Annotated in this window: 15 protein-coding genes; 3 read left to right on the top strand and 12 right to left on the bottom strand. The window is 54.3% G+C overall.

Going from position 1 to position 15529, the window contains the following annotated elements; all coding sequences use genetic code 11:
• The first annotated feature begins 25 nt into the window (after positions 1–25).
• Positions 26–1201 (top strand): hypothetical protein, encoded by a 1176-nt coding sequence (locus H6868_03915; protein ID MCB9988465.1) that lies wholly within the window; start codon positions 26–28, stop codon positions 1199–1201.
• Here the strand turns inward: H6868_03915 and H6868_03910 are convergent.
• From H6868_03910 to H6868_03860, 11 genes are all read right to left on the bottom strand, one after another.
• Positions 1185–2078, bottom strand: a complete 894-nt coding sequence (locus tag H6868_03910) for an acyltransferase (GenBank protein ID MCB9988464.1) — start codon at positions 2076–2078, stop codon at positions 1185–1187. The two genes, H6868_03915 and H6868_03910, sit on opposite strands and share 17 nt — an antisense overlap.
• Positions 2062–2322, bottom strand: a complete 261-nt coding sequence (locus tag H6868_03905) for an acyltransferase family protein (protein MCB9988463.1) — start codon at positions 2320–2322, stop codon at positions 2062–2064. The genes H6868_03910 and H6868_03905 overlap by 17 nt, the downstream gene beginning before the upstream one ends.
• Positions 2322–3452, bottom strand: a complete 1131-nt coding sequence (locus H6868_03900) for an acyltransferase (GenBank protein ID MCB9988462.1) — start codon at positions 3450–3452, stop codon at positions 2322–2324. The genes H6868_03905 and H6868_03900 overlap by 1 nt, the downstream gene beginning before the upstream one ends.
• A 74-nt stretch (positions 3453–3526) precedes the next feature.
• On the bottom strand, positions 3527–4771 hold the full coding sequence (locus H6868_03895) for an O-antigen ligase family protein (GenBank protein ID MCB9988461.1): 1245 nt from the start codon (positions 4769–4771) through the stop codon (positions 3527–3529).
• Positions 4768–5904, bottom strand: coding sequence for a glycosyltransferase family 4 protein (locus tag H6868_03890; GenBank protein MCB9988460.1), 1137 nt, complete (start codon positions 5902–5904; stop codon positions 4768–4770). Before H6868_03890 ends, H6868_03895 begins: the two co-directional genes overlap by 4 nt.
• Entirely contained in the window at positions 5901–6929 is a 1029-nt protein-coding gene (locus H6868_03885) for a glycosyltransferase (GenBank protein ID MCB9988459.1), read from the bottom strand. The genes H6868_03890 and H6868_03885 overlap by 4 nt, the downstream gene beginning before the upstream one ends.
• The gene (locus H6868_03880) at positions 6914–7855 is read right to left on the bottom strand and encodes a glycosyltransferase family 2 protein (GenBank protein ID MCB9988458.1); all 942 of its coding nucleotides are present in this window, start codon (positions 7853–7855) and stop codon (positions 6914–6916) included. The genes H6868_03885 and H6868_03880 overlap by 16 nt, the downstream gene beginning before the upstream one ends.
• Positions 7852–8778 carry a glycosyltransferase family 2 protein gene (locus H6868_03875; protein MCB9988457.1) on the bottom strand — a complete coding sequence of 309 codons (927 nt, stop codon included), beginning with the start codon at positions 8776–8778 and terminating at the stop codon, positions 7852–7854. Before H6868_03875 ends, H6868_03880 begins: the two co-directional genes overlap by 4 nt.
• A complete protein-coding gene (locus H6868_03870; protein ID MCB9988456.1) occupies positions 8775–9752 on the bottom strand; it encodes a glycosyltransferase family 2 protein in 978 nt (325 codons plus the stop codon). The genes H6868_03875 and H6868_03870 overlap by 4 nt, the downstream gene beginning before the upstream one ends.
• Entirely contained in the window at positions 9745–10887 is a 1143-nt protein-coding gene (locus H6868_03865) for a glycosyl transferase family 1 (GenBank protein ID MCB9988455.1), read from the bottom strand. Before H6868_03865 ends, H6868_03870 begins: the two co-directional genes overlap by 8 nt.
• A gap of 14 nt (positions 10888–10901) precedes the next feature.
• A complete protein-coding gene (locus H6868_03860) occupies positions 10902–11690 on the bottom strand; it encodes a family 16 glycosylhydrolase (protein MCB9988454.1) in 789 nt (262 codons plus the stop codon).
• 130 nt (positions 11691–11820) lie between these two features.
• On the opposite strand from H6868_03860, the gene H6868_03855 reads away from it, so the two are divergent.
• On the top strand, positions 11821–13002 hold the full coding sequence (locus H6868_03855) for an NAD(P)/FAD-dependent oxidoreductase (protein MCB9988453.1): 1182 nt from the start codon (positions 11821–11823) through the stop codon (positions 13000–13002).
• Positions 13003–13004: 2 nt separating this feature from the next.
• Here the strand turns inward: H6868_03855 and typA are convergent, their stop codons facing one another.
• Positions 13005–14822, bottom strand: coding sequence for a translational GTPase TypA (typA, locus tag H6868_03850; GenBank protein ID MCB9988452.1), 1818 nt, complete (start codon positions 14820–14822; stop codon positions 13005–13007).
• Between the two features lie 339 nt (positions 14823–15161).
• Between typA and H6868_03845 the strand changes: the two genes are divergently transcribed.
• The gene (locus tag H6868_03845) at positions 15162–15377 is read left to right on the top strand and encodes a cold-shock protein (GenBank protein ID MCB9988451.1); all 216 of its coding nucleotides are present in this window, start codon (positions 15162–15164) and stop codon (positions 15375–15377) included.
• The last annotated feature ends 152 nt before the right edge of the window (positions 15378–15529 follow it).

The raw sequence follows: 15529 nt of genomic DNA, 5'->3' as shown, positions 1-15529 counted from the left end.
AACATGACCATAAAGGAGTCTCCCCATGCTTTACACCATCGGCAGAGGCATGAGCCCTGCGCAACGTACAATACAGGCTTCGGCCCCGTCCGGCCCTACGGCGGCGGAAATCCTCGCGCTGAACACGTATGATCTGGACTTTGTGACCGGCACCTATACCGGCGGATCGCTGGGCGCGTATTTACTGCAAAACCGGGGGTATAATGCCCGCTATGATCTGAAAGCCGATGGCACCTATCAATATAACAGCGGCAGCGTCCTGCACCGGACGGACAGAGGGCTGTGGGTGATTAATGACTGGGGGTCTTGCCTGAAATACACCCGCGATCTGACGAATGCGCTGTGGGCCAAGACCAATATGACCGTGGCCAAAAATGTTACGGGCTACCCAAACAACGATGCCAACGGCGCTTGCCAGTTAACGGCCACGGCGAACAACGCCACCGCAATCCAGAATATATCCAGCGCCAACCCGATTACGCCGCTGGTGAGTGTGTTTATCAAGCGCATTTCCGGCAGCGGCACGGTTGAGCTGTTGCAAGATGACGGGGTGACGTGGGAAGCCGTTACAATCACAGGCGATTGGCAGCGGTTCGAGGTTACGAAAGGCGGCACGCCGGGAACAAACCACTATGCCGGGATACGGCTGGGGACCAGCGGCGATGTAGTGACGGTCGATTACTTCATGTCCGCCTGTGCCGGGTTTAAGTTGCCGCCGACCTACCGGGCCGACCCGTGGATCAGCTATTACGGCGACCGCCCGACCTGTACCGTGGCCACGCATACCGGGCTGGGGACTTTGCTGAAAGGCGCGTTCGGGTTTTACATGGAAATCGGCGCGGACCGCGATGATACATCCACCGGATTTATTGTGTCGGACTCGACGGGCGGACAGGGGCGGATTAATGCCAATGGGTCGGTAACATTCGAGAACGCCATGACCAGCGCCGGGGAATTTATCCATGGCTGGGACACGGTGAACAAGATTGCCGGGTTTATCGACAGCGGCGGCAACAGCTATATATGCGCTAACGGTAATGCCGTGGCCAGCGGGGCCGGGAGCCTCGCCTCTGCCGCCACGCACTTTGACTTCGGTACTAACGGGGCGATGGCCCTGTGCATTAACGGGTATTTCCCGCGCATGACGTTCTTTGCGGACGGGGTTCTGGATCAAACGATGCTGCCTATTTTAACGGCGTAGACGCGGATTTTGTTATCTTTTTACCCAACCGCATCGCCGGCATCTCTACGAACCGGTTGAATATATCTGCGGCCCCTAAGATAACAGGCAGCGCCAATAACAAAGTCACAGGAACAGGTATTTTATCGCCGAACAAATACAAAATCGTCAGCATTACCGGCAGGTGAACAAGATACAGGCTATACGAAACCTTGCCGAGCCATTGCAGAGCCGGGGTCAACAAAACCCGGTCTACGCGCTCGAAACTGATACAACATAATACAAAGTAAACAGCCGCGCCGCCGTACCATAGCTCAACGATTGTAAAGTGATTATTCAACCAACCATGGGGCGTCAAAAATATCAGGGCCACAACCACCAGATGAATGCCGTACGGCACACGCGCCATCCATGTTTTCAGTAATTCCATCCGGCTGGCAATCATAATACCCAGCAGAAAAAACGGGATGTAGTAAACCGTCAACAAAAGTGCCCCCGTTACGGTTTCCGCCATATAGAAATTATAGGATCCATCAAACCGGGAAAATATCTTGGCGGCGACAAAGCCCAAAATAAAACTCCCCAGCAATCCACCCCATGAAAAACGGGTCATCAGGATTACGAGCAGCGGAAAGATCAAAGACACCCGCATTTCAATGATAAGCGTCCAGATTGGCGGGTTCAAAACATTGCCATCCGTCAAACCGCTCATGAGGATGTGAGATAAAAACACACCCGCATCGACCGGATGTGACCAGTCACCGCCATAGGGGGCCCTGGTCAGGTCGGGGGCCGCCGCTATCAGCCAGAGAGCGCCCGCCAGCACAATTGTCACAAGAAACGGGATATATATGCGGCAAACCCGGCGGATAACATAAGCGCTATAAGGGGGGGGCACGGCCCTGAACATAGGGAAGGGAAAGCACAAATCCACTCAGCACGAAAAAGATAATGACGGCTTGCCGGCCAGCGATCAGTGTGTGCAGCGGCGTGTACGAAAACAGCCAATTCTCGGAAGACGCCAGCGCCGGAATTACGCCGTAAAAATGGTTAAACACCACAACCAGTGCGGCAATCCCACGCAGGGAATCCAGGCCGTGAAATCGTTGTGATTTCGGCTGAACGCTTTGATCGCCCTTCATTACGGCTTCACTCTTGATATCCGGAAAATTGTCGTCCAGCGCATATTCATTAACCCTTTGCGCAACCAGCGGGTAAAATCACGCTCAATATATTTCTGGGAATAATGGGACACAATCAATGTCGGTCCCAGCGCCAGAAGGAAAAAGCCCAGTTGCGACCATTCCCCCAAAATATCCGGCAGGTTCAGAACATACATGGCCTTTTTAATGATCGCCATTGTCACGGTTTGCCAGAGATAGAGGCTGTAGCTGATCGTTCCCAAATACTGTGCCGGCGGCAAGATTAAAAAACGTGAGAACAGACCCGCGCCGATAAAAACGCCTGTCAGCCCGTATAAAGCAAACGCCAGAGCCAGTACGAATAGCAACGCCGCATAAGGGGTCGTCAGGAAATTCAGCAAGGTAACGTGCCCTTCGGCATCCAGAGCCGAGAAGGCCATATGACAGGTAAAAACAGAAAGAAACAGGACGGCGCCGCTTCCAAACAGCTTTCGACCCCGGTTTTCAGTTTCCGGTTTATCCTTGAGGAGGACGCCGGACAGGAGCGCAATCAAAACGCCGATAGCGAAGAAAACCGTCCGCGGATGAAAATAAATCAACGTTAAAGCCGCCACGCCAACGACGACAAAAGCCAGCTTTCTTGGGAAAACCAGCGCCACCAGCGAAAACAGGATAAACATGCTGTAGAAAGAAAATTCATAGCTGAGCGACCATGCCGCCGGATGAATAAGCCCGATGGGAACGATCGGCGGCAAAACAAACAGGTTCCCCAAAACCGTCAGAGGATCGGAGGGAATGTAGTGGTCGCTCTGGAAAACCGACAGCCCCAGAATGACAAAAATGCTCGCCCACAACACCGGGAAAATGCGGGTGATGCGGTTAATGGCAAAATCCCGGATGCTTGGATCTTTCTGATAGGCGAACACGATCACCACGCCGCTGATGCAGAAAAACAGCTCCACCCCGCGCTCAAACGTCATGAACGTATCATGGAAAAGCGTCGCCACCGCACCGTCAAACGTCGGCAGGCCGGAATTCACAACGTGAAAAACCACAAGCATCATCGCCAACACGCCACGCAGACCGTGGATGTAGGGATTCCTGATATTATCTACTTTTCCCTGCGACAAGGCACACCCTTAAAAATATTTTCCAGAATTACTTCGCACGCTATCATCTTTGTCCCGCCTTTGCAAAGAAAACCCTATGATTCCGCCGCGCGATTTTCCGCCGTTTCCTTTGCTATCTGCGCCTTGTGCTCCCGGCGTCCCAACAACAAACGCGCCCAAACGAAATAGAACAAAAGAACGCCAATGCCAAACGGTCCGAAAAAGTCAATTTCGACGAAACCACGGACCAAAAACATAAACGCCATACCCAGAAGAAAAATTGTCTCGGTGTTACAGCCCTCCCGCAACACCCGGAACAACCCCACCAGACAACTCCCCAAGATCACAAAAGAAATCAGGAGCACCCCGATAACACCCAGATCAACCAAGACCTGAACGAAAACGCTGTGGAAATGAAAGCTGGAAGGAACCGGCACAAAAAAGACCCGCCCCAGACGTTCGGCTTCGGACTGTCCGGGAACCCAGAACCCGGAATAGCCGTAACCAAGCCAAGGCTTGTTCATCGCAATTTCCAGCCCCTGCCCCCATAGCCACGTCCGCCCGGTCAAGGTTGGGCTTTTACCAACCGCCTTTAGTATTTCAGCCTGCGGATTAATATCGAATGCGAAAAGCATCATCGCGGCCGTCGCTATGGCGAAAACCATCAGCCCCAGCAAAAAAGGCCGCAGGCTCCGCGGGAAGGCCGACAGAAAACAGGCCGCTACACTCAAAGACAAAACAACCGCCAGCGATAAAAGCGAAGAGGCAGAATGACTAAGGATCAGGCATATTACCGCCAATGCCAGCGGCACGAGAGCAAACACGAGCAGTTCCCCCGGTTTTTTCCGGAATTTAAACAAAAGGAGAAGCGCGATAAAAATACCGATTTCCGCGTACAGACCGACCTGGTTTTTCGATCCGAAAAGCCCTTCGAACGAGAACGTCCCGGTTCGGAACAGCACAATCAACACCAGAAATATTCCGATTGAAAGCCCCTTGAGAAAGGCCTCCAGAGACACTGTCCGCGCTATAATCATGGTACAGACAATCATCGAAACATATTCCAGACTGTCTACAAGCGTTGTGCGCGGATACCCCGACCAGAACGTTGAAAAGACGCAATAAATTGAAATCAGGGCCGGCAGGATCAGATCTCCCGACGGTTTCAGGATAAACTGCTTTTTAAACAGCATATGCGGCAGCCATATAGCGTAAAACAGCAAAATCGGAACGATACTCAGCAAATAGGAATAGGCCATAATCAGCGTACTGATCGCCACATAGGCAATCGCCAGATTATCATTGATCTTCGGATATCCTGTCGTTGGCGCGGCGATCATGATGCAGCCTCTTCGTAGATTCCGTCCCAGAACGCATTGGCATCGGCGGCAGAAAACAAAGTTTCCGCTGTTTTGCGGGCCTGGGTTCGGAGCGCCTGATACGCCGTCTTATCCGCCAAAAGGGGTTCGATCCGTTCCAGAGCAGCCGCCGCCAGCCGGTTTGTTTCAGCTTCGAAAAGCGCTTCGTAGGCGGTCGATGCCCGGTCAGCATGGACAATATGTGCCCATTCACCGACCGCGTCCGTTTCCAGCGGCAGCAAGATTCCGTTCACGCCATCCTCGATGAATTCCGGCAGCGCGCCCTGCGCCGTAGCCAGCACCGGCGTATAGTTCGCCATGCTTTCAATCGCACTGAAACCAAACGAGTCACTAAATGTCGGCAGCAAGGTAAAATGCGCATTACCAACCAGCTTGAGAACCTCTTCATTCGGCAAACGGCCATGGTGGCGGACGTTGGGCAGCGATGTGAGCAATGCCCTGTAAGGACCGAAGAACTCATCACGCAGAGGGTCGACCCATGAAGCCGCCCCGACCTCGATAGAAGAAACGATATCAAGCTCCAGCGCCAAGCCGCTTTGCGCCGCCTTTTCCGCCATACGCAGCGCGACAAGCCCGCCTTTGCGGGCAAAGTGCGCCCCCACAAATACCAACCGTATCGTTTTATCCGCGCTGTCTTGAAAGCCATCAGCGGCGGGCGGCATGGGCATGTTCGGATACCGCACAACCAGCTTTTTCTCCAAAGCCGGCGCCCAGGGCTGCCCTTGGTGCTGGCGCAAAAACTGGCGGCGGGCGTACTCGGAAATCGCGATGATCTTCCGACATCGCGGCCCGGCGAGCGTTTCCGCCAGCAGACGGTAGAAAGCCGTGTTTTCAAGGCCAAAGGCACGCGGTAAATGCGATTCAAACCCGATCACAAACGGCGTCGTACCGATCGGGATGCGATTAAAGGCATGGATCAGATCAAATTTCTGGAACGGCCACGGATTAAAAACCGTTACCCCTTCGATTTTCCCGGAGATCTTGTTAAAGGGTACAAAACTACGCACGGAAATGCTGTGCCGCGACCCGCGCGGCCCGTTAAACCGCCACGGATATCGTGTAGGCGCCAGAATGTTGAGCTGTTTTCCTGTCATTTTTTCCGTGCTATTTTTTCGTATTCTGCGAAATAAGTTTCCCCGGCTTTTTTCATTGATAGATTGCGAATAACATATTGCCGCGGATTATACTGGTCTTTTTTCTCCCAGAACTTATCGCAGGCCGTTTCAAATTCATCAATGGCAAAACGCAGGCCGCATGTCTCATCAAAATACGGCACCGATGAAACGCGGACATCATCCGGTATAAATGTCTGGAATGCGGAATTGGCCATTTTTCCTTCATCCCAGGCCAAAACCGGGATATTGGCCGCCATGGCTTCTTCGCATGCCAGCCCCTGGGTTTCGTGTTCGCACACGAACAACAATGCCTTTGATGCTTTGAGTGTGCTTATAAATTCAGATTGAGGATGATGGCCATAGCGCAGAATTTTATAGCTCAGGCATTTTTGCTCAAGTTTTTTGATAATGCGTTCGAGAACTTCGGGAACGCGTTTCTCACGGCACCCGTGGACCTTGTCGTAGATCAGAAAATCTATCGTTTTGGGATATGACGTCATATCCGGCCAGCGCTCTGTATCAATACCAACCGGACAGACCGTTATTTTGTCGCCGCAGTATGGACGATAAATATCGGCAAACCATTGAGACGGCTGGATCAGTTTGGTGAAACGCGGATCTTCGGCGATTTTCTGTGACGGCGCGGGCATGCCGAAATCTCCGGGACCGAAAATGCGCGGATTTTTCAAAAAGTCCGTTCTGTGCAAAACAGAAGGATATCCGGCGATGCCGATCGGGTAATCCGGATTTTTTTCAGCCGCGGCAAAATCGTTCACCCGGACATTGCAACCGATCATTTCCAGACTGCGCCGCAAAGACAAAAAGGCTTCATAAAAGCCCGTCCGGACGTGACGGCCCTGTGCCCGGATCTTGACATAGCGGGCCATACGCCGGGCCTGCGAATACAGCGCGCCGCCGATCCCCGGGCGGGCGATCAGATCGTACCCGTCGAAAAACAGAAGGACAAGCGGTCCGCGCGCTGTTTGCTTTAGTCCTGAAGACATTTGGGCGTTCCTTTTTTTATACGGGCCCAAACGGGCATCCAGAAAAATCTGATGGCTGTGGGCCGGCGCAGCGCCGCCTGCATAGCGCCCGAAAAATCGCGCTGTTTTATACTTTCGACCATTAAGCAAAAAGCATGCATATCCCTTAATTGAAAAGTTCTGACTTGCTGGGCCTTTTTTGCTTTCGTCTCTAAAGCGTGACGCGCCAAAAACCGTTCGTCCCCGGTCAGAACGCGGGCAACATCATCCGATGACAGGCGATGCGAAACAGAACCGGTGCGGGCCGTATACAGATATCCGGCTGCCGGGTCGATCGCGCAAACCGCGCCGCAAGCCAGGCTTTCCGCCAGCAGCAGATAATCTTCGCCGTTTCTGATATCGAGGGGATAAGAAAGATCGTGGCGTTTCAGGAAAGCCGCCGCAAAGACAGGTTTTAAATATCCCAATGTATAGGCGGAAAACTGGTCCAGCTTTCCCCGGATGAAGGCCGCAAGATCCAGTGTTTTCATTTCGGCCAGCCGCGCGGCGGGAAACATCGGAAACGGATCGGTGTCGGTTTCCGGGCAAATCAGGAGATTATCAACGACGATATCGGCCTTTGCCTGCGCGGCCCGGTCCAGACACCGACGCAAACGTCCCGGCGCATAGGCGTCATCCCCGTCGAGAACGGCAATCCAGTTGCCGCCGGCCACAGCAATCCCGGCATTACGCGCGGCCCCCGGCCCACCATTTTCCGGCAGCTGCAGGCACTTAACGCGCGGATCGCTGATCGCCTGCGCCACGGCCAGCGTCCCGTCGGTCGACCGGTCGTCGACCACAATCACCTCAAGATCAACGCTTTCCTGCGTCAGGGCGCTCTGAATCGCGCGCTCAATATAGGACTCAACGTTGTAGGTCGCGATGATGACGGAAATATCAATGCTCATGATTTTTCCTCCGTGCCGTATTGTACCAGATCACTCTTCCCCAAAAGGCGCATGATAACGCCCAGATGCAGCGTCCCGCGCAGCAGCCAGAAAGCGGCCCGATCAAACCGCCAGATATTGAGCAGCGCCATAATATAGCTGAGCCCCCATTTCAGCGCAGCAACCATCCCGTTTTTCAGGCGCGGAGCGATTCCGAACCCTTGTGCCTCCATCAGCAATAACCCATGGGTCTGGCCGGAACGGAATTTACGTTTCAAAAGCCAGCCTAGCCGGGCACGGGCCGGCGGCACGTCTTCGGTGACGAGCGCCGCCGGGGCGTATGCGATTTTCCCGCCGTTTTGGTGAATGGCGGCGAAAAACACGGTGTCCTCACCGCCGCTGCGGCCCAGATCAGGCCGGAAACGCAAGCCTTGCAAAGCGGGTGCAGATGCCCGGAACAAGACGTTACAGCTATAACCCGTAATAATTTCGCCCGCGACCCAGACGGGCTGCGTAGCGTGAAAATCGCCCTTTTTCATCCAGTCCGGCGCTTCATCGCCATAAAACGCCTGTACCGGCCCCAGCACGACATCGCTGTCGCCCTTTGTGATTTCAGCCATCAGGGCCATCAGCCAGTTTGGCGCGGCGATTTCATCATCATCAAGAAAAGCAACATAATCAGCATCCGCGTTATCAAGACAGGCATTCCGGGCCACCGATATATTCCGGGCCGGCGCATGAACATAAGTTACGGACAGCCCGGTTTCCTGCGCGGTTTTTTCGACCAGTTCCCGCGCGGAAGGCGTATCGTCGTTGTCCGCCACGATGACCCGTACCGTCCATTCCGGGTTTAATGCCAGACGAGCGAGCGAGCGGAGCGTATCGGCCACTTGCGGACGGCGGAACGTGCAAACGCAGATATCAATTTTTGTCCGGGTGCTCATCGTTTCAACATCCCCGTCAGCAGCCCGCTCCAAAAGCCGAGCGACCATGAAAAATGCATAATCATAAGGGCCGGGCCGATCGCCAGCAATTCCCGATCTCTGGCCTTGAAAGCCAGCGAACCGCCATAGGTCAGACAAATCAGCGCCCAGACAATCAACGGCAGGGCCGCCAGATCGCCCAAGGGTTCTTCCAGCAGCGCCAAGATTGCCGCCGGAGCGACGACCGCCGGAACCAGTTGCCGGATTTTGGGAATAATGCGGTGTTTGAGAACCGTGCGGGCACGGCCCTGCCCGAATTTATAATATTGCCGGAACAGCGGCCCCGCCGCCGCGCGCGGATAGTAATTCAGAGCGGTGCGTCCCGTCAGCCAGATTTTATAACCCGCCGCCCGCAGCCGAAGATCCAGTTCGGCGTCCTCGTTATGAGAGAAGTTTTCATCATAACCGCCGACGGCCTGAAAAGCCGCGATACTCATCAGGGCATGGTGACCGTGATCGACCCATGCGCCATCCTGACCGGCATTGCGGTGAGCCGCGCCGCCATTGCCCAGTTTGGAGTTCTGGGCCGCCGCCACCGCTTTCTGAAAGCCCGCTTTCCCGACGGTATCCATCGCCACGACCACGGAATCCGCCCCGGTTTTTTGCGCTTCCTCCAGAAGGATCCTGCAAAAATCAGGGGGATAATCCGCATGCGCATCCAGCCGGATTAACCATTCGCAATCCGCCCCGTATGTCGCGACGGCCCGATTGACGGCAGCGCTCTGGATTTTTTGGGGATTATTTAGATACGATACGTAGCTATATTTTTTATCAAGCTGCTTTGCCGCCGAAATCGTTCCGTCTGTGCTACCACCATCGGCGATCACAATATGAACAGGCAAATCCTTGTAATTACTTACCAAAGACTCAACGAGACGCTCGATATGCGCCGTTTCGTTAAGGCAGGGAATGACGATCAGAACAGGTTTATCCATGGCCGTTTTCCCGCTTTAAATTTTCCAGCCAAGACACGAATTCCCGGCCCTCATCGGGGCCACACAGCCACCGGGAAACAGGAACACCCTGCGCCGCTTTTGCCAGTTCCCGATAGTGATCCGGCGTCACATCATTGAAAAACGCCCGCACGGAATCGGCCAAGGGTTCATCCAGTTGCACTCCCGTCCCCAGACTGGTCAGGAGCCGTCCCGTTTCAACATGAGATTGCGCCAGCGGCACGCAGCCGTACAAACCGCCTTCGTAAATCCGGTTGGGCAGCAGCCACGTCGAATTCAATCCTTCTTCGAACATATCAATGGCCCATGTGAAATGGACATCGCCATAAATCACAGCCAGATCATCGGGATAACGATACGGCCCGGCATACGTTACGCCGGGCGTTTCCCCAACAACCCGGTCAAAATCGGGCATCTGGTCATAAGAGGGTTTACCGCGAATAATTACCTCGATCCGACCGGCACTTTCCCGCGCCAGATCGCTGAGAATTTTCAGGCTTTTGGCACAGCGCAGCGCCCCGAACCAACCAATCCGCCAAGGCGGCCCCGCCGAGCGCATTTCGTTGCGCGCGACGGTAACGCCGGGCATGTAGACCTTGTTTTCGACCAGCTTTATCGGCAAATCCACCCTTGATCGGGGTTTAAAATAGTTGTCTATAAAGGCCGGGGAACTGGTAATCAGCGCCGAAGCGCGCCGTGACAGCCATCCCTCCAGCGCCCGCAGCACAATCCCGACCGGCCCGTTATTCAAGAGCAAACGGTGAATATCAATGCTCTCATAAACAATCACAGGCGGAGTTTTACAAAGCCCGCGCCCCCGCACCGCCAGCGCCAGCATTTCCAGATTGCGGGCCACAATAATGTCGACCTCCACAAACAAGGCGCGGTGCTTTTTCAATCCGATTATTTCCCGCAAAACGGCGGCCACGCGCTGGACAAAGCCACCATTATAGGTTCGCCCCCAATCAACCGCCGGCGCCCCGGACACATCAGCCGGGGGCTGTTCGCTGCGCCGGAATCCGGCCACGCGCACCTGCGCCCCGCCATCGCGCATCATGGCTGTGCGCTTTTTCACCCCGGCATCCGAGAGATCATGAACCAGATAAAGAATGTTCAAGCGGTTTGTCCTCACTACTGCTCTGTATCTTTTTCTGCGGCTTCTAGAGCATCCATCGGTGTAAATTTTACCCATGCCACGTCCGCATTCACCGGCCCCTTATAATGGAAGCGGCCCAGCCAGTCACTGGCTTTCTTTGTTCCCGACCACAAGCTGAAATACAGTCGGCCGGGATTGTCCGGAATGTCGGCCCCGTCAGGCGTTTCGAAAATCTGCCGTCCATCCGCGTACCAGCGAATTTTATCGGGCATCCATTCAAAAGCATAATCATGAAAGTCCGCCGAAGCATCGAACCCCAGCGTGACCGTGAACGGCCCCATATTTTTTCCTTTCCGGTGGTAATTAACTTCCACCTTGCCCGGTTCCTTGCCCAGAAATTCAAAGTCAATTTCATCATGGACCGGATTGCCATGCGGCGGCCCGGTAAAGGTAAAAAACGCCGTATTCAGGCCCGAACCGGCAGCGGTGCGCATCCGCGCTTCATAGCGGCCATAGCCGAACATTTTCCTAGTCTGGATTTCCGCGCAGCCATATTCACGGAGCGTTGCGCCCTGATGATCGCTTAGCCACATCCGTAGATGCCCGTCTTCGCCCTTGAGCGCCTCGGCCCGCCATTCACAGGAATGATGCCCGCCATTCGTCCAGCCATGCGAGAGATACCAGCGGCTCTGGTCTATATGCGGGTACGTCGCAAAAAACGGTATATCTTCCGCCTGCGCCGGGCTGACGGATGCCCCGCACAAAACCAGCAACACGATGAATAACCGCCACCCGGCGTTATGATGAATTGAATGCTTGTTCATTACGCTTATTATTCCCTGTTTTCTCAGGGCGACTATAAACAAGAACGCCTTGAATTTTCAATGTTTTATTCCCCTGCCCCCTTTTATGCGCTAAGATGGCGCCCGGTGCGCACGACAATGAAAGTCCCCCATGAGTTCCTCTTATGACGTTATTATAATCGGCGCCGGCGCCGCCGGCATGATGTGCGCGATCGAAGCCGGGAAACGCGGCCGCCGGGTCTGGCTGATCGACCATGCCGCCAAACTGGGGGAAAAAATCCGCATTTCCGGCGGTGGACGCTGTAACTTCACGAACATTGATGCCGGGCCGGATAACTACCTGTCCCAAAATCCGCATTTTTGCAAATCCGCGCTCAGCCGCTTTACACCGCAGGATTTCATATCCCTGCTCAGGAAACACAGCATTCCGTTTCACGAAAAGAAGCTGGGACAGCTTTTTTGTGATGAGAGCGCCAAAGATATCCTTGAAATGCTCAAAAAAGAATGCCGGAACGCTCAGGTCGATCTGGCGCTGGATACGCATGTCGAAACCATTGACTATGCCGATGGCGGCTATGCCGTCAAAACCAGCCGGGGACTCCGGACATGCGCGGCGCTGGTCATCGCCAGCGGCGGTTTGTCGATCCCGAAAATCGGGGCCAGCAAATTCGGTTACGAGGTTGCCCGGCAATTCGGCCTGAAGGTCGTTGAAACGCGGGCGGGGCTTGTTCCCCTGACCTTTCAGAGCGATTTTCTGGAACGCTGCAAAGCGCTGTCCGGCCTGTCGGTCGAGGCTACGGTGAGCTGCGGGCCGGTTACGTTTTCCGAAGGGTTGTTGTTTACGCACCGGGGGCTGAGCGGGCCGTCGATCCTGCAGATATCCTCTTACTGGCGCGAAGGACAGGAAATTATCATTAATCTGGCGCCCGGCGTGGATGCGCTTGATTTTCTGAAAGACAAAAAGCGGGCGCACCCGAAACAAGATATCCAGACAGCGCTCTCCGATCTTGTTCCCAAGCGGCTGGCCCAGAGCATTTGCGATGATATGGACATCAAAGGGCGGCTGGCGGACCTGCCGGACAAAACCCTGTCCCGGCTGGCGGCGGCCCTCAATGACTGGCATGTCAAACCCGGCGGCACCGAAGGTTATCGGACCGCCGAGGTAACACTGGGCGGCGTTGATACGGGAGGTCTATCCTCGCAAACTATGGAAGCCAAAAAACAGCCGGGATTGTATTTCATCGGTGAAGTCGTCGACGTCACCGGCCAGCTTGGCGGCTATAATTTCCAGTGGGCCTGGGCGTCCGGCTATGCCGCCGGACAAGCCGTCTAGATTTATTCGGCCGAGCGGCTGCTACGCTTCCGTTCATGCGGACACAGATGCTTTTTACGCAGACGCAAGGATTGCGGGGTTACTTCCAGCAACTCGTCATCGTTGACGTAGGCCATCATGTCTTCGAGGCTCATTTTCCGGGGCGGCACCAGAACAACAGCTTCGTCCGAACCGGACGCCCGCATGTTGGTCAGTTTCTTGCCCTTCAAAACGTTGATCTCCAGATCGTTGTCACGGTTATGCTCGCCGACGATCATACCCTGATAGACCGGGGTCTGGTGGCCGATGAACATCGATCCGCGATCCTGCAGGTTGAAAATCGCATAAGCGACCGCCGTCCCGGTATCCGTCGAAATCAGCGCTCCGTTGCGGCGCTGGGCGACATCGCCCTTGTACGGCGCATAGGAATGGAACAGGCGGTTCATCACCCCGGTCCCGCGCGTCTGGGTTAAAAAGCGACTCTGGTAACCGATCAAACCGCGGGAAGGCGCCAGAAACGTAATTCGGGTTTTGCCCGCGCCGGAAGAGCGCATATCGGTCATTTCGGCTTTACGTTTGTTCATGGAATCGATCACGGTGCTGGAATATTCTTCATCAACATCGATAATGACTTCCTCGATCGGCTCCAGACGCTGGCCGTTTTCTTCCTGAAACAACACTTTCGGACGCGACACGGTCATTTCAAACCCTTCGCGGCGCATGGTTTCGATCAAAACGCCCAGTTGCAATTCGCCGCGGCCGCCAATTTCAAAAGAGTCCTTGTCGGCGCTTTCCTTAAAGGTAATGGCCACATTGGTTTCCGCTTCGGCCAGCAATCGTTCACGGATCATCGTCGAGGTGACTTTCGTTCCCTCCCGCCCGGCGAAGGGCGAGTCATTGACGCTGATGGTCACCGACATGGTCGGCGGGTCGATCGGCGTCGATTTCAGAGGCACGGTTTCCGCGGGGCTGCAAATCGTATCGGCCACCGACGCGGCTGTCAGACCGGCAATACAGATAATATCACCCGCATGGACTTCATCGACCGGCACACGTTCGGTTCCCTGAAACATCAGCAATTTGGTCAGGCGCCCGGTTTCAACGGTTTTCCCGTCCAGATCAATCGCCTTGACCGTATCATTGACCTTGGCCGAGCCATGAACAACCCGTCCGGTCAGGCAACGCCCCAGAAACGGGTCGGAATCCAGCAAGGTCGCCAACATGGCGAATGGCTTGCCTGCCATAACATTCGGCGCCGGCACATGATCGAGGATCATATCCAGCAACGGATGAAGATTTTCACGCGGATCGGACAATTCGCGCGCGCACCAGCCATCACGGCCCGATGCATACAAGATCGGGAAATCAAGCTGGGCATCATTGGCATCCAGCGATACGAACAGGTCGAAAACTTCGTCGATGACCTCTTCCGCGCGGGCATCCGGACGGTCGACCTTGTTGATAATCACGATCGGGCGCAAGCCGAGCTTCAGAGCTTTCCCCAGAACGAATTTGGTTTGCGGCATCGGCCCTTCGGCCGCATCCGTCAGCAAAATCACACCATCGGCCATGTGCAAAACACGTTCGACCTCGCCGCCGAAATCGGCGTGACCGGGGGTGTCGATAATATTAATCCGCACGCCTTCCCACTGGATCGAGGTCGGTTTAGCCAAAATGGTAATCCCGCGTTCCTTTTCCAGATCGCCGGAATCCATCATCCGCTCGTCCACTCTCTCATTTTCGCGGAACATACCGCTTTGCTTCATGATAGAGTCGATCAACGTTGTCTTGCCGTGGTCAACGTGAGCGATAATTGCAATATTGCGCAAATCCCGGGTCATAATTTGTGTGCCTGTTTTTGTTACTGTGTTTCCAGCGTGCAGTCCTACAGATTTACAGCCAAAAAAGAAAGTCTTATTTACATACAGGCGCCCCGGAAAGCGCATTTTGTTGACACGGCCAGTAAAAGCTGTCACTGTCCGGCCACAGTTTGATAAAGCGCTCTTACGGACAGAGCTTTCTTGAGGTATCTTCCCAAAGATACGTGGAAGATAGTGAACCTCAAAATTCACCTTTCCTGAAAAGTTCAGTTTTTCGAATAGTACTCCAATCGAACTGGGGAGGTAGACCGCACGGTGCGGCTACGCCCCGATAACTGTTTTCTGCGAAAGGATAAAACAATGCAACAAACAGGTACAGTAAAGTGGTTTAACGACCAAAAAGGTTTCGGCTTCATTCAACCTGACGATGGCGGCAACGATGTTTTCGTTCACGTAAGCGCCGTTAACAAAGCCGGCATGCACACGCTGCGCGAAGGTCAGAAAATTTCTTTTGAAGTTCAAAACGACCCGAAAAGCAACAAAAGCAGCGCTGCTAATCTGCAAGAAGCCGCTTAATAGCTCATTATTTGCATTGTCATCCGGCCCTGGCGCCGGGTGGCAATCTTCTCTTTTTTTACTTCCCCTTCCTCCCTTTTATTGTTCTTAAACTGGCACGGTTAGTGCATTATCATGTCCCCGGGCAAGATAAGGTTGTTCTTTTTGCGAAG

It is taken from the genome of Rhodospirillales bacterium, assembly GCA_020638175.1.
Lineage (GTDB): Bacteria > Pseudomonadota > Alphaproteobacteria > Micavibrionales > Micavibrionaceae > JACKJA01.
This window is presented reverse-complemented; position numbering and strand designations above follow the sequence as displayed.

Coding starts and splice junctions, on each gene's coding strand:
- H6868_03915 (MCB9988465.1), top strand. CDS start 26: ATGCTTTACACCATCGGCAGAGGCATGAGCCCTGCGCAACGTACAATA.
- H6868_03870 (MCB9988456.1), bottom strand. CDS start 9,752: ATGGATAAACCTGTTCTGATCGTCATTCCCTGCCTTAACGAAACGGCG.
- typA (MCB9988452.1), bottom strand. CDS start 14,822: ATGACCCGGGATTTGCGCAATATTGCAATTATCGCTCACGTTGACCAC.
- H6868_03895 (MCB9988461.1), bottom strand. CDS start 4,771: ATGATCGCCGCGCCAACGACAGGATATCCGAAGATCAATGATAATCTG.
- H6868_03875 (MCB9988457.1), bottom strand. CDS start 8,778: ATGAGCACCCGGACAAAAATTGATATCTGCGTTTGCACGTTCCGCCGT.
- H6868_03860 (MCB9988454.1), bottom strand. CDS start 11,690: ATGAACAAGCATTCAATTCATCATAACGCCGGGTGGCGGTTATTCATC.
- H6868_03855 (MCB9988453.1), top strand. CDS start 11,821: ATGAGTTCCTCTTATGACGTTATTATAATCGGCGCCGGCGCCGCCGGC.
- H6868_03845 (MCB9988451.1), top strand. CDS start 15,162: ATGCAACAAACAGGTACAGTAAAGTGGTTTAACGACCAAAAAGGTTTC.
- H6868_03905 (MCB9988463.1), bottom strand. CDS start 2,322: ATGAAGGGCGATCAAAGCGTTCAGCCGAAATCACAACGATTTCACGGC.
- H6868_03880 (MCB9988458.1), bottom strand. CDS start 7,855: ATGAGCATTGATATTTCCGTCATCATCGCGACCTACAACGTTGAGTCC.
- H6868_03890 (MCB9988460.1), bottom strand. CDS start 5,904: ATGACAGGAAAACAGCTCAACATTCTGGCGCCTACACGATATCCGTGG.
- H6868_03885 (MCB9988459.1), bottom strand. CDS start 6,929: ATGTCTTCAGGACTAAAGCAAACAGCGCGCGGACCGCTTGTCCTTCTG.